18 protein-coding genes are annotated in these 18,746 nt (G+C 67.3%); 12 read left to right on the top strand and 6 right to left on the bottom strand.

The window, feature by feature from the left end; translation table 11 throughout:
* Nucleotides 1–19: 19 nt before the first annotated feature.
* Nucleotides 20–217 (top strand): hypothetical protein, encoded by a 198-nt coding sequence (locus Bsp3421_RS18715; protein WP_274002327.1) that lies wholly within the window; start codon nucleotides 20–22, stop codon nucleotides 215–217.
* Between the two features lie 92 nt (nucleotides 218–309).
* On the opposite strand, the gene proP is transcribed toward Bsp3421_RS18715, so the two are convergent.
* Together proP and Bsp3421_RS18725 are read right to left on the bottom strand one after the other, a co-directional pair.
* On the bottom strand, nucleotides 310–1,791 hold the full coding sequence (gene proP, locus Bsp3421_RS18720) for a glycine betaine/L-proline transporter ProP (protein WP_274002328.1): 1,482 nt from the start codon (nucleotides 1,789–1,791) through the stop codon (nucleotides 310–312).
* A gap of 122 nt (nucleotides 1,792–1,913) precedes the next feature.
* Nucleotides 1,914–2,318 carry a proline/betaine transporter gene (locus Bsp3421_RS18725; protein WP_274002330.1) on the bottom strand — a complete coding sequence of 135 codons (405 nt, stop codon included), beginning with the start codon at nucleotides 2,316–2,318 and terminating at the stop codon, nucleotides 1,914–1,916.
* Here Bsp3421_RS18725 and Bsp3421_RS18730 point away from each other — a divergent pair.
* On the top strand, nucleotides 2,317–2,649 hold the full coding sequence (locus Bsp3421_RS18730; RefSeq protein WP_274002332.1) for a YnfA family protein: 333 nt from the start codon (nucleotides 2,317–2,319) through the stop codon (nucleotides 2,647–2,649). The genes Bsp3421_RS18725 and Bsp3421_RS18730 overlap by 2 nt on opposite strands.
* A gap of 25 nt (nucleotides 2,650–2,674) precedes the next feature.
* Here the strand turns inward: Bsp3421_RS18730 and dnaQ are convergent, their stop codons facing one another.
* The 3 genes from dnaQ to Bsp3421_RS18745 are packed head-to-tail and all read right to left on the bottom strand — an operon-like array spanning nucleotide 2,675 to nucleotide 4,691.
* Entirely contained in the window at nucleotides 2,675–3,379 is a 705-nt protein-coding gene (gene dnaQ, locus Bsp3421_RS18735; RefSeq protein WP_274002333.1) for a DNA polymerase III subunit epsilon, read from the bottom strand.
* 56 nt (nucleotides 3,380–3,435) lie between these two features.
* Nucleotides 3,436–3,882: a ribonuclease HI gene (gene rnhA, locus Bsp3421_RS18740; RefSeq protein WP_274002334.1), complete on the bottom strand. Its 447-nt coding sequence runs from the start codon at nucleotides 3,880–3,882 to the stop codon at nucleotides 3,436–3,438.
* Nucleotides 3,879–4,691: a class I SAM-dependent methyltransferase gene (locus Bsp3421_RS18745; RefSeq protein ID WP_274002335.1), complete on the bottom strand. Its 813-nt coding sequence runs from the start codon at nucleotides 4,689–4,691 to the stop codon at nucleotides 3,879–3,881. Before Bsp3421_RS18745 ends, rnhA begins: the two co-directional genes overlap by 4 nt.
* 19 nt (nucleotides 4,692–4,710) lie before the next feature.
* Here Bsp3421_RS18745 and gloB point away from each other — a divergent pair, with 19 nt between their 5' ends.
* From gloB to Bsp3421_RS18785, 8 genes are all read left to right on the top strand, one after another.
* The gene (gene gloB / locus Bsp3421_RS18750) at nucleotides 4,711–5,532 is read left to right on the top strand and encodes a hydroxyacylglutathione hydrolase (protein ID WP_274002337.1); all 822 of its coding nucleotides are present in this window, start codon (nucleotides 4,711–4,713) and stop codon (nucleotides 5,530–5,532) included.
* Nucleotides 5,533–5,684: 152 nt separating this feature from the next.
* Entirely contained in the window at nucleotides 5,685–7,274 is a 1,590-nt protein-coding gene (locus Bsp3421_RS18755; RefSeq protein WP_274002339.1) for a transglycosylase SLT domain-containing protein, read from the top strand.
* A 147-nt stretch (nucleotides 7,275–7,421) separates the two neighbouring features.
* Nucleotides 7,422–8,651, top strand: a complete 1,230-nt coding sequence (locus Bsp3421_RS18760; protein WP_274002340.1) for an MFS transporter — start codon at nucleotides 7,422–7,424, stop codon at nucleotides 8,649–8,651.
* 326 nt (nucleotides 8,652–8,977) lie between these two features.
* Nucleotides 8,978–10,123, top strand: coding sequence for a glutamine-hydrolyzing carbamoyl-phosphate synthase small subunit (gene carA, locus Bsp3421_RS18765; protein ID WP_274002341.1), 1,146 nt, complete (start codon nucleotides 8,978–8,980; stop codon nucleotides 10,121–10,123).
* Between the two features lie 19 nt (nucleotides 10,124–10,142).
* The gene (gene leuE / locus Bsp3421_RS18770) at nucleotides 10,143–10,808 is read left to right on the top strand and encodes a leucine efflux protein LeuE (protein WP_274002343.1); all 666 of its coding nucleotides are present in this window, start codon (nucleotides 10,143–10,145) and stop codon (nucleotides 10,806–10,808) included.
* A 51-nt stretch (nucleotides 10,809–10,859) separates the two neighbouring features.
* Nucleotides 10,860–14,114, top strand: coding sequence for a carbamoyl-phosphate synthase large subunit (gene carB / locus Bsp3421_RS18775; protein WP_274002345.1), 3,255 nt, complete (start codon nucleotides 10,860–10,862; stop codon nucleotides 14,112–14,114).
* A gap of 117 nt (nucleotides 14,115–14,231) precedes the next feature.
* Nucleotides 14,232–14,708 carry a transcription elongation factor GreA gene (greA, locus tag Bsp3421_RS18780; RefSeq protein WP_274002347.1) on the top strand — a complete coding sequence of 159 codons (477 nt, stop codon included), beginning with the start codon at nucleotides 14,232–14,234 and terminating at the stop codon, nucleotides 14,706–14,708.
* 1 nt (nucleotide 14,709) lies between these two features.
* Nucleotides 14,710–15,195 (top strand): DUF4149 domain-containing protein, encoded by a 486-nt coding sequence (locus Bsp3421_RS18785; RefSeq protein ID WP_274002349.1) that lies wholly within the window; start codon nucleotides 14,710–14,712, stop codon nucleotides 15,193–15,195.
* A 27-nt stretch (nucleotides 15,196–15,222) separates the two neighbouring features.
* On the opposite strand, the gene Bsp3421_RS18790 is transcribed toward Bsp3421_RS18785, so the two are convergent.
* On the bottom strand, nucleotides 15,223–15,765 hold the full coding sequence (locus Bsp3421_RS18790) for a YhbY family RNA-binding protein (RefSeq protein ID WP_274002351.1): 543 nt from the start codon (nucleotides 15,763–15,765) through the stop codon (nucleotides 15,223–15,225).
* Nucleotides 15,766–15,948: 183 nt separating this feature from the next.
* On the opposite strand from Bsp3421_RS18790, the gene Bsp3421_RS18795 reads away from it, so the two are divergent.
* Nucleotides 15,949–16,611: an RlmE family RNA methyltransferase gene (locus Bsp3421_RS18795; RefSeq protein WP_274002352.1), complete on the top strand. Its 663-nt coding sequence runs from the start codon at nucleotides 15,949–15,951 to the stop codon at nucleotides 16,609–16,611.
* A gap of 167 nt (nucleotides 16,612–16,778) precedes the next feature.
* Nucleotides 16,779–18,665 (top strand): ATP-dependent zinc metalloprotease FtsH, encoded by a 1,887-nt coding sequence (gene ftsH / locus Bsp3421_RS18800; RefSeq protein WP_274002353.1) that lies wholly within the window; start codon nucleotides 16,779–16,781, stop codon nucleotides 18,663–18,665.
* The last annotated feature ends 81 nt before the right edge of the window (nucleotides 18,666–18,746 follow it).

Below are 18,746 nucleotides of genomic sequence, written 5' to 3' on the forward strand. Positions count from 1 at the left end.
CTGTCCGCTGGAGCCCGCCATGAAGACCTTGATCGAAGCCCGCCTTTACCACCCGTCCGTGGTGTTGCCGATGGTGTCCCTGATGCAACTGATGGTCACGCACGATTTCAACCTGGGTCAGGTGGGCTTCGCGGTCGCCGCCAAGGGCGCGCGGGTCGCGGTCGAGCGTTCGCGTTCGCTGGTCTCGGGGCTGCATTGCCCGAACGCAGCGCATTGAATCGACGCCGGCCGGCATACAGGTCGCCCGCGCAAACAAAAACCCCACGCCGTTCACGGCGTGGGGTTTTTTCATGAGCGGGCCGGCGGGCGTCAGGCGCGGGCGGTGGACACGTGCGCGTACGCGCGGTCGTCGGTCGCGTCGTCGTTGAGCGCGCGCACGAGCGCATGCGCCTCGCGTCGCGACGCCACGGCGGGCGGCGAACCCATGAGCGGCTGGCGGGCGGTCTCGGGCAGCGCCAGCACCGAGATCACGCCGATCACGGCCGCGCCCATCAGATAGTAGGCGGGCATCATCAGGTTGCCGGTGCTGTCCACGAGCCACGCTGTGACGAGCGGCGTGGTGCCGCCGAACAGCGACACCGACAGGTTGAAGCCGATCGCGAGCGCGCCGTAGCGGATTTCGGTCGGGAACAGCGCGGGCAGCGCGGACGGCATCACGCCGGTGAAGCACGACAGCAGCGCGCCGATGATCAGGAGGCCGCCGAACACCGACAGCATGTCGCCCGTGAGGATCAGCATGAGCGCCGGGATCGACAGCGCGAGGAGGCCGAGGCAGCCGGCCAGCATGACGGGCTTGCGGCCGACGCGGTCGGACAGGCGGCCGGCGGCGAGCGTCATCGGCATCATCAGCACCATCACGATCAGCACCAGCACGAGGCCGTGCGTCTCGTTGAAATGCAGCGTCGACGACAGATAGCTCGGCAGGTACGACAACGCCATGTAGTCGGTCACGTTGAAGATCAGCACGAGGCCGACGCACAGCAGCAGCGCGCGCCAGTTGCGCAGCAGCGTCTCGCGGAAGCGGGTCTTGGGCAGCGCCTTGTCCTGGGCCTCGCGGGCTTCCGCCTGGCGCTTGAACGCGGGCGTCTCCTCGAGCTTCATGCGGATGTAGAGCCCGATCAGGCCGAGCGGGCCGGCGATCAGGAACGGCACGCGCCAGCCCCACGACAGCAGCGCGTCGTGCGACAGCGCGGCGGTCAGCAGCGCGACCACGCCTGCGCCCATCACGTAGCCGATCAGCGTGCCGAACTCGAGGAAGCTGCCCATGAAGCCGCGGCGCTTGTCGGTCGAGAATTCGGCGATGAAGGTCGCGGCGCCGCCGTACTCGCCGCCCGTCGAGAAGCCCTGCACGAGGCGGGCGACGAGTAGCAGCACGGGCGCCATGATGCCGATCGACGCGTAGCTCGGGATCAGGCCGATCGCGAAGGTGCCGAGGGCCATCATGATCATGGTCATCGCGAGCACGCGCTGGCGGCCGATGCGGTCGCCGAGCGGGCCGAACACCATGCCGCCGAGCGGGCGCACGAGGAAGGCGGCGGCGAACGTGCCGAAGGTCGCGAGCAGCTGCGCGGAGGGGCTGCTGGACGGGAAGAACACCTGGCCGAGCGTGACGGCGATGTAGCTGTAGACGCCGAAGTCGAACCATTCCATCGCGTTGCCGATGGCCATGGCGCTGACGGAGCGCTTGAGAAGGCTTTGATCGACGACGGTGATGTCGTCGACGGCGAGCGGCGCGTCGCCGTTCACGGAGGAGGAAGAGGCAGCTGACGGGCTGGCGTGTGTAGCGGTCAAGGTTGAAAGCTCCTGTGACTGCGGTCGAAGCGCGCGGTGAGGCGGGCGCGGTTCGCCACGGTTTGCCGAAAGTGCGGTTTCGCGAGCGGGGGCCGGGGTGCGCGGATCACGCCGTTAAGCGTTTAATCCAGAAAAAGGTCGAAACCTCGCGGGCGCCGGGCCGTCGCGAAAAAGCACTCGAGAATGACGCTGCCGCCGTGCGGAACAGGCGGCAAGCCGGTGTGGCGCGGGGCGCGACCGGCGATGCCCACGAAGGGCGTTGAAACGAAGCGGGCGACCCGAGGGGCGCGCTTGTGCTCGATATGTCGGACGGAGCGACCGGAGCGGGATAGCCCGGGCGGCGCGGCGACCGAAATAAATGACGGAAATTGAATGTTGAAACAGGCGACATGATAGCACGATGACGGATGATCGTGCAAATTGGGCGGGAAGCCCTGATCCGGCGGGGATCCGGCGGCATAATCGCGGGCTGGATTCGCCGCCGGTGCGCGGCCTTTTTCACCGCTTACCGGCCGCTGCCCGCCCATGATTGCCCTGCTCAAAATCGCCGCGTTGTTCGCCGTCACCGCGCTTGCCGAGATCGTCGGCTGCTACCTGCCCTGGCTCGTGCTGAAGTCGGGGCGGTCGGCATGGCTGCTGGCGCCGGCCGCGCTGTCGCTCGCGCTGTTCGCGTGGCTGCTGACGCTGCATCCGGCGGCGGCCGGCCGCACTTACGCTGCGTACGGCGGCGTCTATATCGCGGTTGCGCTGCTGTGGCTGCGGGTGGTGGACGGCGTGCCGCTGTCGCGCTGGGATGCGGCGGGCGCGGTGCTCGCGCTCGCCGGGATGGCGGTGATCGCGCTGCAGCCGCGCGTCTAGCGCGGCCCGCGCGGCCGCGGCGGCCTCACTGCCGCCAGACGCAGGTGCCCTTGACCGACTTGTCGAGATCGTCGAGCTGGGCCTGATGCGCGGCCTGCTCGTCCGCGCTCGCGGCGAGCACGGGCAGGTCGAGGGTGCTGAACGTGACGCGCGGCGTGTCGCCCGCGGCGTCGCCCGGGCCGCCGTCGCCGAGCATGTCGATCACGAGGCTTTCCTGGCCGCGCGTCATCGCGAGATACACCTCGGCGAGCAGTTCCGAGTCGAGCAGCGCGCCGTGCAGCGTGCGGTGCGCGTTGCTGATGTCGAAGCGGTCGCACAGCGCGTCGAGCGAGTTGCGCTTGCCGGGGAACATCGACTTGGCCTGCACGAGCGTGTCGATCACGCCGCCGCAATGCGCGGTGAACGCGGGCAGGCCGAGCAGCGAGAACTCGGCGTCGAGGAAGCCCAGATCGAAGGGCGCGTTGTGGATGATCAGCTCGGCGCCTTGCACGAAGTCGCGCAACGCGTTCGCGATCTCGGCGAACTTCGGCTTGTCGCGCAGGAATTCGGTCGTGAGCCCGTGCACCGCGAGCGCGCCGGGATCGCTGTCGCGCTCCGGGTTCACGTAGAAGTGCAGGTTGTTGCCGGTGAGGCGCCGGTTCAACAGTTCGACGCAGCCGATTTCGATGATGCGGTCGCCGGTGCGGGCGTTGAGGCCGGTGGTTTCGGTGTCGAGAATAATCTGGCGCATGTCGGTGAAACGTGAGTCGGGTGGGGCGGAGAAACGAAACGGGTGGGTGCGGCGGGTCAGGCCTGGGCGAGCGACGCGACGCCCTGGTTCGCGAGCGCGTCGGCGCGCTCGTTCTCCGGGTGGCCGGCGTGGCCCTTGACCCAGCGCCATTCGACCTCGTGCTGCGCGACGAGCGCGTCGAGGCGCTTCCAGAGGTCGGCGTTCTTGACGGGCGCCTTCGCGGCCGTCACCCAGCCTTTCTTCTTCCAGCCGTGGATCCATTCGCTGATGCCTTTCTGCACATACTGCGAATCGGTGTGGACGACCAGCTTGCACGGGCGCTTGAGCGCCTCGAGCGCGGCGATCACGCCCATCAGTTCCATCCGGTTGTTGGTGGTGTTGGGCTCGCCGCCGAACAGTTCCTTTTCCTGGTCGCCGTAGCGCAGCAGCGCACCCCAGCCGCCAGGGCCGGGATTGCCCTTGCAGGCGCCGTCGGTGTAAATGTCGATGATTTGCTGGGTCATGAATGTTCTTGATGGGTGGTGGGGCTTGCCGCGGGCGACAGGCCGGCGGCGAGCACGGGTTTCTTGACCCTGAGCGGGCCGACGAGGCGCATGCCGCGCACGCGCTTGATCGCGGTCACCATGTAGACCGCGCCGAAGATCGGCCACCAGCGGTCGCCCGCGGCTTCCATGAAGGCGTAGCGGGCGAGCCACTGGTCGGTGGCGAGGGGCGGCCGGTAGCAGCCGAAGCGGCCGCGTTCGAGGTCGAAGCCGAGCAGCTTGATCCAGTCCTTGAGCCGGATGAACGCGATCTGGTCGCAGGTGGCCGGCACGAACGGCCGGTTCGCCATGCGGCCGAACGACTGGCGCGCGCCCCACAGGCTCAGCGAATTGAAGCCGGTGATCACGAGCTGGCCTTCCGGCATCAGCACGCGCTCCGCCTCGCGCAGCAGGCGGTGCGGATCCGCGGTGAATTCGAGCGTGTGCGGCATCACGATCAGGTCGACGCTCTGCGATTCGAACGGCAGGTCGAGCAGGTCGCTCCACACCGTGCTGCGTCCCGCCGGCGCGTGCGTGGCGCCGTGCGCCTCGCGCGCCCAGGGCGGGTGGAACGGCGCGCTCGCGCCGCTCGCCGGGTCGAGCACGAGCGCGCGCCCCGGCATGCGGTTCTCGCGCAGGGCGTCGAGCTGCGGCAGGCCGAGCTGGAGCGCGTGGAAGCCGAACACGTCGGAGACGATGCGGTCGAGCTGCGCCTGTTCCCAGTCGAGCACGTAGCGGCCCGGCGGGGATGCGGTCCAGGCGGGCCAGTCTATAATTGGACGGTCAGACATATCAATGGTTGCGCGCCCCATGAACGAGCTGGAATACGTGCCGGTGCCGGCATTCGAGGACAACTACATCTGGCTCGTGTCGGACGGCCGCAACGCGGTCGCCGTCGATCCGGGCGAAGCCGGCCCGGTTCGCCGCTGTCTCGGCGAGCGGGGCTGGCGGCTGACCGCTATTTTACTCACGCACCACCATGCCGACCATGTCGGCGGCGTCGCCGATCTGCTCGCGAGCCAGCCGGACGACTTGCCGCTGGCCGTCTACGGCCCGGCCGGCGAGGCGATCGCGCATCTCACGCAGCGCGTCGCGGGCGGCGACGCGGTACGCATCGAGGCGCCCGCGCTGCACCTCGAGGTGCTCGACGTGCCGGGCCACACGAGCGGCCACGTGGCGTACTACCAGCGCGCGGACGACGCGCGCCGCACGCCGCACGTAGGCACGCCGCACGTGTTCTGCGGCGACACCTTGTTCTCGTGCGGCTGCGGCCGACTGTTCGAGGGCACGCCCGCGCAGATGCTCGCGTCGCTCGATGCGCTCGCCGCGCTGCCCGGCGCGACCGAGGTGCACTGCGCGCACGAATATACGCTGTCGAACATCCGCTTCGCGCTCGCCTGCGAGCCGGACAACGCCGCGCTCGCCGCCTGGCGCGACGACGCGCAGGCGCGCCGCGCGCGCGGCGTGCCGACGCTGCCGACGACGATCGCGCACGAGCGGGCGGTGAATCCGTTCCTGCGCGCCGACAGCCCGGCGATCCGCGCCGCGCTCGAAGCGGAATTGCATGAAACAGTGCCGGATCGATTGGCGGCTTTCACGCTGATGCGGGCGTGGAAGAACCGATTCCGATGAACGGGGGCGGGCGGGCCGAAGCTCATCCCGAATCTCCAGAATCGGCCCCAAATACAGGATTTATTGGGTTTTTCGGCGTTTTTATTGACGTGAACGGCGCACTTCCGTACTATCGCCTGCAATTTCCAGCCGTTGGAAGCCGAGATTTTTTCATGCGATTTATCCTCAGTGCGCTCCTGGTCCTCATGCTCGCCGCGTGCGCGAGCCCGGGGCCCACGGCCCAAAGTCCCGCCGCCGCTTCCGATCCGCAAGCCGCCTCGAATTTCCTCCGCAAGTCCGCGACCGCCAAGGAGACCGTCGACGTCGACAAGCAGTCCGTCGTCGACCTGACGACCGCCGACACCGATCTGTGGGCGCGGATCCGCCGCGGTTTCCAGATGCCGGACCTGCAGACCGATCTGGTCGACATGCAGACCACCTGGTACACGCAGCGTCCCGACTACGTGCAGCGGATGACCGAGCGGTCGCAGAAATACCTGTACCACATCGTCGAGGAGCTGGAGGCGCGGCACATGCCGACCGAGCTTGCGCTGCTGCCGTTCATCGAATCGGCGTACAACCCGCAGGCGCTGTCGGTCGCGAAGGCGGCGGGGATGTGGCAGTTCATCCCGGGCACCGGGCGCACCTACAACCTGAAGCAGAACATGTGGCAGGACGAGCGGCGCGACGTGCTCGCGTCGACGAGCGCCGCGCTCGACTACCTGTCGCGCCTGCATGACATGTTCGGCGACTGGTATCTCGCGCTGGCCGCGTACAACTGGGGCGAGGGCAACGTGCAGCGGGCGATCGCGCGCAACCAGGCGGCCGGCCTGCCGACCGACTACCAGAGCCTGCGGATGCCGAACGAGACACGCAACTACGTGCCGAAGCTGCAGGCGGTGAAGAACATCATCGCGAATCCTCAGCAATACGGGCTGGCGCTGCCGGACATCCCGAACCACCCGTACTTCGTCACCGTGACCACCGCGCGCGACATCGACGTGAAGGTGGCCGCGAAGCTCGCGAACCTGACGCTCGACGAGTTCAAATCGCTCAATCCGTCGTTCTCGAAGCCGGTGATCCTCGGTGCGACCGAGCCGCAGATCCTGCTGCCGTTCGACAACGCGGCCGCGTTCGAGAAGAACCTGAAGGGCTATGACGGCGCGCTGTCGTCGTGGACCACCTATACCGTGACCGAGCGTGCGCGCCCGGCCGCGATCGCCGAGAAGATCGGCGTCGACGCCGACACGCTGATGTCGGTGAACCGGATTCCGGCCGGCATGCGCCTGAAGCCGGGCTCGACGATCGTCGTGCCGCGCAGCGACGACGACGACGAGGACATCAGCGCCGACGTCGCCGAGAACGGCGCGCTGGCGATGGAGCCCGACGTGCCGGATACGCGCAAGATGCTGATCCGCGTGCGTCGCAAGCAGTCGATGGAAGCGCTCGCGGGCCGCTACGGCGTGTCGGTCGCGCAGTTGCGCGCGTGGAACCGCACGCACCGCGCGATCGTGATGCCGGGCCAGACGATGGTGCTGCACGTGCCGGTCGGGCGCGCGGTGCCGGCCGAGCCGGGCCCCGAGCGGATCGCAACCGCGGTGGCGGGCGGCCGTATCGAGAAGGCGAGCCTGCATACGGGCGGCAAGGCGGTGCGCGGTCGCAAGTCGGCCGCGCCGGCCGCGAAGGCGCCCGCGCGCGCCGCCGGCAAGGCCGCGCCCGCCCACTCGACCAAGACCGCGAGCAACAAGACAAAGAAGAAGTAGTGCGAAACGGTCGCACCGGGCGCGGGGGCATTCGTCCGTGCGCCGGCCGATCGACTATCATCCGCACCGATGCGCCGTCACTTTCGTGGCGGCGTTTTTGTTGGTGCGCCGCCTGCGGGTCGGGCGGCCGGTAGAGGGGTAGGGGGCATGTCTTCGGTTCAGTTTCGCGTGTTCGCGTTGTTCGCGATCGGTTATTTCATTTCTTACGTTTTCCGCGGCGTGAATCTCGGCTTCGCGCCGCTGATCACGCACGATCTCGGCTTGTCCGCGACCGACCTCGGGTTGCTGACGAGCCTTTATTTCCTGGGCTTCGCGGGCGCGCAGATTCCGGCGGGCGTGCTGCTCGATCATTACGGTCCGCGCCGCGTCAGCGCGGGGATGCTGCTGTTCGCGGCCGCGGGCGTATGGGTGTTCGGCGCCGCGCACAGCCTCGGCGTGATGATGGCCGGCCGGCTGCTGATCGGGGTGGGCGTGTCGGTGTGCCTCGGGGCGGCGTTCAAGGCGCTCGCGCAGCATTTCCCGGTTGCGCGGCTGCCGCTCGTGAACGGGCTCGTGATGGCGGTGGGCGGCCTCGGCGGCGTCGCGGTCGGCTCGCCGCTGACCTGGCTGCTCGGTTTCGCCGGTTGGCGTCTGGTGTGCGGCGGGCTCGGCCTGCTGACGCTCGCGGTCGCCGGGCTGCTGTGGACGCTCGCGCCCGAGACGCCGCCGTCCCATCAGCAGGCGAGCGTGGCGAGCCAGTTCAAGGGCACCTGGCACATCCTGCAGAGCGCGGCGTTCTGGAAGATCGCGTCGTTCTCGGTCGTCACGCAGGGGGTGTTCTATGCGATGCAGTCGCTGTGGGTCGGGCCGTTCCTGCGTGACGTGATGGGCTTCGACACGCATGGCGCGGCGGCGCTCGTGTCGGTGCTCGGGCTCGCGATGATGGCGGGCTGCGTCGGCTTCGGCGCGGCGGCGCGCAGCCTCGAACGGCGCGGCGTGTCGGTGTACGCGTTCTGCGGGATCGGCATGGCGCTGTTCGTCGCCACCCAGCTCGCGATCATGCTGCGCGCGCCGCTGCCCGCCGCGCTGCTGTGGGCGGCCTACGGCGTGTTCGGCGGAGTCGGCATCCTCAGTTACGCGATCATGGCCGAGCACTTTCCCGCACACCTGATCGGCCGCACGAACACCACGCTCACGCTCGTGATCTTCGTGCTGATCTTCGCGTTCCAGGTGGGCGTGGGCGCGCTGCTGTCGCAGTGGCCGGTGCATGACGGCCATTACCCTGCGGCCGCGCACCTGACCGCATGGAGCGTGCTGGTCGCGCTGCAGGTGGCAAGCGCCATCTGGTACGTGCTGCCGAGCCGCGCGCTCGCGAAGCGGGGCGCGCAGGCGGGCTGATCCGCCGGCCGGACAAAAAGGGGAGTATCGATCCGCGGCGGGTGGATGGCCGGTTCACGCGGATCGAGATTGAAGGGAAGGGCGGGTTCAAGCTATAATTTGAAAGTTTGTGCTAATCAACCTCGCACCCTAGCGCCTACCTTCATCTTCTCGTTCATTCCGCCGCACGCCGCTTGAGCCGGTGCTGCCGCGACAGCCTGCGCGCCGCGTCGGCTGCGCGCCACCCGCGAGCCGCGTCCAGCAAGCGCCCGCGCGCCATTGTGCGCGGCGGCGCACGCGGCAGGATCGATAGGGCGGCAGCAAGGGTGTTCCCCAAGGAGCCTCCCGTGTTGCCGTCTTTTTCTCCCGCTTTGCTCGCACTTGCCGACGGCACGGTCTTTCGTGGCTATTCGATCGGCGCGGCCGGCCACACGATCGGTGAAGTCGTGTTCAACACGGCCATCACCGGCTATCAGGAAATCCTCACGGATCCCAGCTACGCGCGCCAGATCGTCACGCTGACCTATCCGCACATCGGCAACGTCGGCGTCAACGCCGAGGATGTCGAGGCCACGAAAGTCCATGCCGCCGGCCTGATCGTGCGCGATCTGCCTGCGCTCGCGTCGAACTTCCGCATGGGGCGCACGCTCGGCGACTACCTGCGCGACGAAGGCGTGGTCGCGATCGCCGGGCTCGACACCCGCAAGCTGACCCGCGTGCTGCGCGACAAGGGCGCGCAGAACGGCTGCATTCTGACGGGCTCGGATGACGAGGCGAAGGCGATCGCGCTCGCGCGCTCGTTCCCGGGCCTCGCGGGCATGGATCTCGCGAAGGTCGTGTCGACCACCAAGTCGTTCGAATGGAAGCAGACCGAATGGCGTCTCGGCAGCGGCTACGGCATGCAGGAAGCGCCGCGCTACCGGGTCGTCGCGTATGACTTCGGCGTCAAGTACAACATCCTGCGGATGCTGGCCGAACGCGGCTGCCACGTCACCGTGCTGCCCGCGCAGGCGAGCGCGGCCGAGGCGCTCGCGCTCAATCCGGACGGCGTTTTCCTGTCGAACGGCCCGGGCGACCCGGAGCCGTGCGACTACGCGATCGCGGCGGCGAAGGAGTTCATCGAGCGCGGCGTGCCGACCTTCGGCATCTGCCTGGGCCACCAGATCATGGGGCTCGCGGTCGGCGCCAAGACCCTCAAGATGAAGACCGGCCACCACGGCGCGAACCACCCGGTGAAGGACCTCGGCGACGGCCGCGTCGTGATCACGTCGCAGAACCACGGTTTCGCGGTGGACGCCGACACGCTGCCGGCCAATGCGCGCGCGACGCACGTGTCGCTGTTCGATGGCACGCTGCAGGGCTTCGAGCTGACCGACAAGCCGGCGTTCTGCTTCCAGGGGCACCCGGAAGCATCGCCCGGGCCGCACGACATCGGCTACCTGTTCGACCGCTTCACCGCGTTGATGGACGCGGCGAAGGCCCGCAGCGCCTGAGACCGGCAAGGAGATTCGCATGTTCGGACACGCCCTCGGCATCACCGATTTCTGGACCTACGTGGTCGGGGTGGTGTTCATCATCCTGCTGCCCGGCCCCAATTCGATGTACGTGCTGTCGCTCGCCGCGCAGCGCGGCGTGAAGGCGGGCTATCGGGCCGCGTGCGGCGTGTTCGTCGGCGACGCGGTGCTGATGGTGCTGTCCGCGGCGGGCGTCGCGTCGCTGCTGAAGGCCAATCCGCTGCTGTTCTCGGTGGTCAAGTACGGCGGCGCCGCGTACCTGCTGTACATCGGCATCGCGATGCTGCGCGGCGCGTGGCGCAAGCTGCGCCAGCCGGCGGCCGCCGAGGCGGCCGCGGCGAACGCACCGGCGGTCGACGGCGAGCGGCCGTTCCGCAAGGCCCTGATCGTGAGTCTCCTGAATCCGAAGGCGATCCTGTTCTTCATCTCGTTCTTCATCCAGTTCGTCGACCCGGCGTTCCCGCATCCGGTGCTGCCGTTCGTCGTGCTGGGCGCGATCGCGCAGCTCACGAGCTTCCTGTACCTGAGCACGCTGATCTTCACGGGCGCACGCCTCGCCGCGCATTTCCGCCGCCGCCGCAAGCTCGCGGCCGGCGCGGCCAGCGGCGTGGGCGGCCTGTTCATCGGCTTCAGCGTGAAGCTCGCACTCGCGACGATGAGCTGAGCGCGGCCGGCGGACCCGTGCATTAACGATTATTTTTTGATTCCTAGAGCCATGCCAAAACGCACAGACATCAACAGCATCCTCATCATCGGCGCCGGCCCGATCATCATCGGCCAGGCGTGCGAGTTCGACTACTCGGGCGCGCAGGCATGCAAGGCGTTGCGTGAGGAGGGCTACAAGGTCATCCTCGTCAACAGCAACCCGGCGACGATCATGACCGACCCGAACACGGCCGATGTCACCTACATCGAGCCGATCACCTGGGAAGTGGTCGAGCGGATCATCGCGAAGGAGCGCCCGGACGCGATCCTGCCGACGATGGGCGGCCAGACCGCGCTCAACTGCGCGCTCGACCTGCATCACCACGGCGTGCTGGAAAAGTACAAGGTCGAGCTGATCGGCGCGTCGCCGGAAGCGATCGACAAGGCGGAAGACCGCCAGAAGTTCAAGGACGCGATGACCAAGATCGGCCTCGGTTCGGCCAAGTCGGGCATCGCGCATTCGATGGAGGAAGCGCTCAAGGTGCAGGCCGAGATCGCGGTCGCGACGGGCGGCGGCGGCTACCCGGCGGTGATCCGTCCGTCCTTCACGCTGGGCGGCTCGGGCGGCGGCATCGCCTACAACCGCGAGGAATTCGAGGAGATCTGCAAGCGCGGCCTCGATCTCTCGCCGACCCGCGAGCTGCTGATCGAAGAGTCGCTGCTCGGCTGGAAGGAATACGAGATGGAAGTCGTGCGCGACCGCGCCGACAACTGCATCATCGTCTGCTCGATCGAGAACCTCGATCCGATGGGCGTGCACACCGGCGATTCGATCACCGTCGCGCCCGCGCAGACGCTGACCGACAAGGAATACCAGGTGCTGCGCAACGCCTCGCTCGCGGTGCTGCGCGAGATCGGCGTCGACACCGGCGGGTCGAACGTGCAGTTCGCGATCAACCCGGACGACGGCCGCATGGTCGTGATCGAGATGAATCCGCGCGTGTCGCGCTCGTCGGCGCTCGCGTCGAAGGCGACCGGCTTCCCGATCGCGAAGGTCGCGGCGAAGCTCGCCGTCGGCTACACGCTCGACGAACTGAAGAACGAGATCACGGGCGGCCAGACGCCGGCCTCGTTCGAGCCGACGATCGATTACGTCGTGACGAAGATCCCGCGCTTCGCGTTCGAGAAGTTCCGCGAGGCCGATTCGCGCCTGACGACGCAGATGAAGTCGGTCGGCGAGGTGATGGCGATCGGCCGCACGTTCCAGGAGTCGTTCCAGAAGGCGCTGCGCGGCCTCGAGGTCGGCGTCGACGGGCTCGACGAGAAGACCGTGAGCCGCGACGAGATCATCCGCGAGATCGGCGAGCCGGGTCCGGACCGGATCTGGTACGTCGGCGATGCGTTCCGCTCGGGGATGTCGCGCGAGCAGATTTTCGCGGAGACCAGGATCGACCCGTGGTTCCTCGCGCAGATCGAACAGATCGTGCTGAAGGAGCGGGCGCTGGCGGGCCGCACGCTCGCGAGCCTGACCAAGCCCGAGCTGCACTTCCTGAAACAGAGCGGCTTCTCGGACCGCCGCCTCGCGAAGCTGCTCGGCGTGAGCCCGGCCGACGTGCGCGCGCGCCGGCTCGAACTGAACGTGCGCCCGGTGTACAAGCGCGTCGACACCTGCGCGGCCGAGTTCGCGACCAAGACCGCCTACATGTACTCGACCTACGAGGAGGAGTGCGAGGCGCAGCCGACCACCAACAAGAAGATCATGGTGCTGGGCGGCGGCCCGAACCGGATCGGCCAGGGCATCGAGTTCGACTACTGCTGCGTGCACGCGGCGCTCGCGATGCGCGAGGACGGCTACGAGACCATCATGGTCAACTGCAATCCGGAAACCGTGTCGACCGACTACGACACGTCGGACCGCCTGTATTTCGAGCCGCTGACGCTCGAGGACGTGCTCGAGATCGTCGACAAGGAAAAGCCGCTCGGCGTGATCGTGCAGTACGGCGGCCAGACGCCGCTCAAGCTCGCGCTCGATCTCGAGGCGCACGGCGTGCCGATCGTCGGCACCTCGCCCGACATGATCGACGCGGCGGAAGACCGCGAGCGTTTCCAGAAGCTGCTGCATGACCTGGGCCTGCGCCAGCCGCCGAACCGCACCGCGCGCGCGGAAGACGAAGCGCTCAAGCTCGCCGACGAGATCGGTTATCCGCTCGTGGTGCGTCCGTCGTACGTGCTGGGCGGCCGCGCGATGGAGATCGTCCACGAGCCGCGCGACCTCGAGCGCTACATGCGCGAGGCGGTCAAGGTGTCGAACGATTCGCCGGTGCTGCTCGACCGCTTCCTGAACGATGCGATCGAGTGCGACGTCGACTGCATCTGCGACGGCGACGCCGTGTTCATCGGCGGCGTGATGGAGCACATCGAGCAGGCGGGCGTGCACTCGGGCGACTCCGCGTGCTCGCTGCCGCCGTACTCGCTGTCGGCCGGGACGGTCGACGAACTGAAGCGCCAGACGGGCGCGATGGCGAAGGCGCTGAACGTGGTCGGCCTGATGAACGTGCAGTTCGCGATCCAGCAGGTGCCGCAGGCGGACGGTTCGAAGCAGGACGTCATCTACGTGCTCGAAGTGAATCCGCGCGCGTCGCGCACGGTGCCGTACGTGTCGAAGGCGACCAGCCTGCCGCTCGCGAAGATCGCGGCCCGCGCGATGGTGGGCCAGACGCTCGCGCAGCAGGGCGTGACGAAGGAAGTGGTGCCGCCGTACTTCAGCGTGAAGGAAGCGGTGTTCCCGTTCATCAAGTTCCCGACCGTCGATCCGGTGCTCGGGCCGGAGATGCGTTCGACGGGCGAGGTGATGGGCGTCGGCCGGACCTTCGGCGAGGCGCTGTTCAAGTCGCAGCTCGCGGCGGGTTCGCGCCTGCCGGAGTCGGGCACGGTGCTGCTGACCGTGATGGACGCGGACAAGCCGAAGGCGGTCGAGGTCGCGCGCATGCTGCATGCGCTCGGCTATCCGATCGTCGCGACGCGCGGCACCGCGGCGGCGATCGACGCCGCCGGCGTGCCGGTGAAGGTGGTGAACAAGGTGAAGGACGGCCGTCCGCACATCGTCGACATGATCAAGAACGGCGAGATCGCGCTCGTGTTCACGACGGTCGACGAGACTCGCGCGGCGATCGCCGATTCGCGTTCGATCCGCATGAGCGCGCAGGCGCACAAGGTCACGTACTATACGACCATGTCGGGCGCGCGCGCGGCGGTCGAAGGGCTGCGCTACCTGAAGGACCTGGAAGTCTATGATTTACAAGGTCTGCACGCTCGCCTAAACTAAGCCTTCAGTTACCTGTTCAGTATCACGTGCCGCGATTAAGCGGCGTTTCCGGTGGATCGGAAATGCGCTTAATCGCGGTGATTTTTTTTATAGCCGTTTTTAGCTATTGAGTCGTTTATGAGCACCATTCCGTTGACAAAACGTGGCGCGGAGCAGCTGCGCGATGAGTTGCAGCGTCTCAAGTCGGTCGAGCGGCCGGCCGTCATCAATGCGATTTCCGAGGCGCGTGCGCAAGGCGATCTGTCCGAGAATGCCGAGTACGACGCCGCGAAGGAAAAGCAGGGCTTCATCGAGGGCCGCATCGCCGAGATCGAATCGAAGCTGTCGGCCGCGCAGGTCATCGATCCGACCGCCGTCGACGCGGACGGGCGCGTGGTGTTCGCCGCGACGGTCGAGCTGGAAGACCTGGCGTCGGGCAGCACCGTCAAATACCAGATCGTCGGCGACGACGAGGCGGATCTCGACCACGGCCTGATCTCGGTCAGCTCGCCGATCGCACGCGCGCTGATCGGCAAGACCGAGGGCGACGTCGCCGCGGTGCAGGCGCCGGGCGGCGTGCGCGAGTACGAGATCATCTCGGTCAGCTACGTCTGAGATGACAGCCTCCGTCGTTTCGGCGCGCGTGTTCCGGGCGGTGTCGATGCTGTGGGTGGGCAGCCTGCTGACGATCGGTTATGCGGTCGCGCCGGTCCTGTTCACGATGCTCGACCGCACCACGGCGGGCTCGGTCGCGGCGCAGCTGTTCCGGATCGAGGCCTATGTCGGCTGCGTGAGCGGCGTGCTGCTGCTGATGCTCGCGAACCGCTTCGCGCAGCGCGGCGAGGCTGCGTACCGGCGCGTGCGCTGGATCGTCGCGGGCATGCTGGTCTGCGTGCTGGTCGGCTATTTCGCGCTGCAGCCGTTCATGAGCGCGCTGCGGATCGCCGCGATGGAGGCGGGCACCGATCTTGCGCATTCGGCCTATGCGGCGCGCTTCGGCCTGCTGCACGGCGTGTCGAGCCTGTTCTATCTGGTCGAGAGCGTGCTGGGGCTGTGGCTCGTGTGGATCCTGCCCGCGCAGGGCGGGCGGTCCGCGGCCTGAGGGCCGGGCCCGCGAGCCCGGAGCGGCTTACTTGTCGTTCTGGAACGGGCGCTTGGCGCTGGACTGACGCTTCTTGGCGCGCTTGACGTTGCCGCCCGCCGTCACGCGCTCGTTGCCGCGCACCACGACCTTCTGTGCCTTGGGCTTGCGCAGCGGCTTGTCGAGCGTCTGCTTGACCACCTTGACGACGCGCGGGGCACGGCCCTTGCCCGGTTGTTCCGGTTCGCCGCGCTGCAGCGCGATCTCGCGGGCGCTCGGCGCGCCGCGACGGCCGCGCGTCGGCGCGGGCGCCGCCTGCTCGGGGCGCCAGATCACGAGCAGCTTGCCGATGTGCTGGATCGGCGCGGCGTTCAATCGATCGCAGACCTCGTCGTAGATCGCGATGCGCGCGTCGCGTTCGTCGCCGAACACGCGGATCTTGATGAGCTGGTGCGCGGCGAGGTGGACCTTGATCTCGGCCAGCACGGCGTCGGTCAGGCCTTCGGCGCCGATCAGCACGACCGGCTTGAGCGCATGGGCCTGGGACCGCAGCGCGGAGCGCTCGGCGGGGGAAAGCGAAAGGGCGGGCATGGATGACTTCACTCTGAGGGCGCGGGCCGGGCGATCAGCCTCACGGCTTTTCTCCGGCGGCGCGCCGAAACCACGTAAAATCGCGACTTCGGCCCGAAACGGCCGCGAGTCGCGCGAATAAGACGCGTATTATCCGCCAAAAGCGCGGCTTCACGAAGCAATTGGCAGCAATCTCTCGTTCGAATGGCAAAGAATCGCTTTAACCAGCACTGGTTGCATGACCACATCAACGATCCGTACGTCAAGATGGCGCAGCGGGAAGGCTATCGCGCGCGCGCCGCGTACAAGCTCAAGGAAATCGACGAGCAGGACAAGCTGATCCGGCCGGGTCAGGTCATCGTCGACCTCGGCGCCACGCCGGGCAGCTGGAGCCAGTACGCGCGCAACAAGCTCGCGCAGGGCAGGCACCGCGACGCCGCGCGCGAAGGCGGCATCGACGGCACGATCATCGCGCTCGACATGTTGCCGATGGAGCCGATCGCCGACGTGCACTTCATCCTCGGCGACTTCCGCGAGGACGAGGTGCTCGCGCAATTGGAGGCGGTGCTCGAAGGTCGCGAGGTCGATCTTGTAATTTCAGACATGGCCCCCAATCTGTCCGGGGTGGCGATCGCGGACGCGGCACGGATCGAGCATGTGTGCGATCTGGCGCTTGAATTCTCGCAGAACCATCTGAAGCCGGATGGGGCGCTGCTGGTCAAGTGTTTCCACGGCAGTGGCTACAGCCAGATTGTCGAGAAGTTCAAGCAACAATTCAGGACGGTGGCTCCGCGCAAGCCGAAGGCTTCCCGCGACAAATCGTCCGAGACGTTTATTTTGGGTCGGCATCTCAAGCATCCCCGATAACCGGGGCGTGATGCCGCAGGCCCTGTCCCGGCCCTTGCCGGCCATGCGTTCCGCCTATCAGGGCGGTAATGAATCGTTATGGCAGGGGCCTGCGGACTGGATTAGAATGCCTGAAGAGCGCCGCAAGGAATATGTAGGCGCTCGTCTATGAGTGAAGGAGTGGTGCTTTGAACAACAATATGTTTTCCAAGGCAGCAGTGTGGCTGGTAATCGCACTGGTGCTGTTTACGGTGTTCAAGCAGTTCGATAAGCCCCGCGTCCAGGAAGGTGTGTCGTATTCGCAGTTCATGGACGACGCGAAGAACGGCAAGGTCAAGAACGTCATCGTGCAGGGGCGTAACCTCACCGTCACTCCCGCGGATGGCCAGAAGTACCAGATCGTGTCGCCCGGCGACATCTGGATGGTCGGCGACCTGATGAAGTACGGCGTGCAAGTCAGCGGCAAGGCAGACGACGAGCCGAATGCGTTCGTTTCCGCGCTCTACTATCTGGGGCCGACGATCCTGATCATCGGTTTCTGGTTCTACATGATGCGGCAGATGCAGGGCGGCGGTAAGGGCGGGGCGTTCTCGTTCGGCAAATCGCGCGCGCGTCTGATCGACGAAAACAACAACGCGGTCAATTTCTCCGACGTCGCGGGCTGCGACGAAGCGAAGGAGGAGGTGTCCGAACTGGTCGACTTCCTGCGCGATCCGCAGAAATTCCAGAAGCTCGGCGGCCGGATTCCGCGCGGCGTGCTGCTTGTCGGCCCGCCGGGCACCGGCAAGACGCTGCTCGCCCGCGCGATCGCCGGCGAGGCGAAGGTGCCGTTCTTCAGCATCTCGGGTTCCGATTTCGTCGAAATGTTCGTCGGCGTCGGCGCGGCCCGTGTGCGCGACATGTTCGAGCAGGCGAAGAAGCATGCGCCGTGCATCGTGTTCATCGATGAAATCGACGCGGTCGGCCGTCATCGCGGCGCCGGCATGGGCGGCGGCAACGACGAGCGCGAGCAGACCTTGAACCAGATGCTGGTCGAGATGGACGGCTTCGAGGCGAATTCGGGCGTGATCGTGATCGCCGCGACCAACCGTTCCGACGTGCTCGACAAGGCGCTGCTGCGCCCGGGTCGTTTCGACCGCCAGGTGTATGTCGGCCTGCCCGACATCCGCGGCCGCGAGCAGATCATGCGCGTGCACCTGCGCAAGGTGCCGATCTCGAACGACGTCGACGCGGCGGTCATCGCACGCGGCACGCCGGGCTTCTCGGGCGCCGATCTCGCGAACCTCGTGAACGAAGCCGCGCTGTTCGCGGCGCGTCGCGGCAAGCGCATCGTCGAGATGCAGGACTTCGAAGATGCGAAGGACAAGATCTTCATGGGTCCGGAGCGCAAGTCGGCCGTGATCCGCGAGGAAGCGAAGCGGGCCACCGCGTACCACGAGTCGGGCCACGCGGTGGTGGCGAAGCTGCTGCCGAAGGCCGATCCGGTGCACAAGGTCACGATCATCCCGCGCGGTCGCGCGCTGGGCGTGACCTGGCAGCTGCCGGAGCATGACAACGAGACCTATTCGAAGGACTACCTGCTCGATCGCCTCGCGATCCTGTTCGGCGGCCGGGTCGCGGAAGAGCTGTTCATGGACCTCCTCAGCACGGGGGCCTCGGACGACTTCAACAAGGCGACGCAAACCGCGCGTGCGATGGTGGCCCGTTTCGGGATGACCGATGCGCTCGGGCCGATGGTCTACGTCGACGACGAGAACGACGCCAGCCCGTTCGGGCGCGGCTTCACGCGCACGATTTCCGAGGCGACGCAGCAGAAGGTCGACGCGGAAATCCGCCGGGTGCTCGATCAGCAGTACAACCTCGCGCGTCGCCTGCTCGACGAGAACCGCGACAAGGTCGAGGCGATGACGGCCGCGCTGATGGAGTGGGAGACGATCGACGCCGATCAGATCAACGACATCATGGAAGGTCGTCCGCCGCGCTCGCCGAAGAGCAGCCCGCCCGCGAGCGATCCGTCGTCGGGCGGCAGCGCCGGCACCGAAGTCAAGCCGGGCAACGCGACCGCACCGGCCTGACCGGGCGCGCGCTGGATTCACGGGCTGGTGTGGCTGTCACACCGGCCCGTTTTGCTTTCTCCGCACTATCATTGCGACACC

This window comes from Burkholderia sp. FERM BP-3421 (assembly GCF_028657905.1).
Taxonomy (GTDB): Bacteria; Pseudomonadota; Gammaproteobacteria; order Burkholderiales; family Burkholderiaceae; genus Burkholderia.

Coding starts and splice junctions, on each gene's coding strand:
- greA (WP_274002347.1), top strand. CDS start 14,232: ATGAGCACCATTCCGTTGACAAAACGTGGCGCGGAGCAGCTGCGCGAT.
- Bsp3421_RS18745 (WP_274002335.1), bottom strand. CDS start 4,691: ATGTCTGACCGTCCAATTATAGACTGGCCCGCCTGGACCGCATCCCCG.
- Bsp3421_RS18785 (WP_274002349.1), top strand. CDS start 14,710: ATGACAGCCTCCGTCGTTTCGGCGCGCGTGTTCCGGGCGGTGTCGATG.
- Bsp3421_RS18790 (WP_274002351.1), bottom strand. CDS start 15,765: ATGCCCGCCCTTTCGCTTTCCCCCGCCGAGCGCTCCGCGCTGCGGTCC.
- Bsp3421_RS18725 (WP_274002330.1), bottom strand. CDS start 2,318: ATGGGCGGGCAGCGGCCGGTAAGCGGTGAAAAAGGCCGCGCACCGGCG.
- Bsp3421_RS18755 (WP_274002339.1), top strand. CDS start 5,685: ATGCGATTTATCCTCAGTGCGCTCCTGGTCCTCATGCTCGCCGCGTGC.
- leuE (WP_274002343.1), top strand. CDS start 10,143: ATGTTCGGACACGCCCTCGGCATCACCGATTTCTGGACCTACGTGGTC.
- Bsp3421_RS18760 (WP_274002340.1), top strand. CDS start 7,422: ATGTCTTCGGTTCAGTTTCGCGTGTTCGCGTTGTTCGCGATCGGTTAT.
- Bsp3421_RS18715 (WP_274002327.1), top strand. CDS start 20: ATGAAGACCTTGATCGAAGCCCGCCTTTACCACCCGTCCGTGGTGTTG.
- rnhA (WP_274002334.1), bottom strand. CDS start 3,882: ATGACCCAGCAAATCATCGACATTTACACCGACGGCGCCTGCAAGGGC.
- gloB (WP_274002337.1), top strand. CDS start 4,711: ATGAACGAGCTGGAATACGTGCCGGTGCCGGCATTCGAGGACAACTAC.
- Bsp3421_RS18730 (WP_274002332.1), top strand. CDS start 2,317: ATGATTGCCCTGCTCAAAATCGCCGCGTTGTTCGCCGTCACCGCGCTT.
- Bsp3421_RS18795 (WP_274002352.1), top strand. CDS start 15,949: ATGGCAAAGAATCGCTTTAACCAGCACTGGTTGCATGACCACATCAAC.
- dnaQ (WP_274002333.1), bottom strand. CDS start 3,379: ATGCGCCAGATTATTCTCGACACCGAAACCACCGGCCTCAACGCCCGC.
- carB (WP_274002345.1), top strand. CDS start 10,860: ATGCCAAAACGCACAGACATCAACAGCATCCTCATCATCGGCGCCGGC.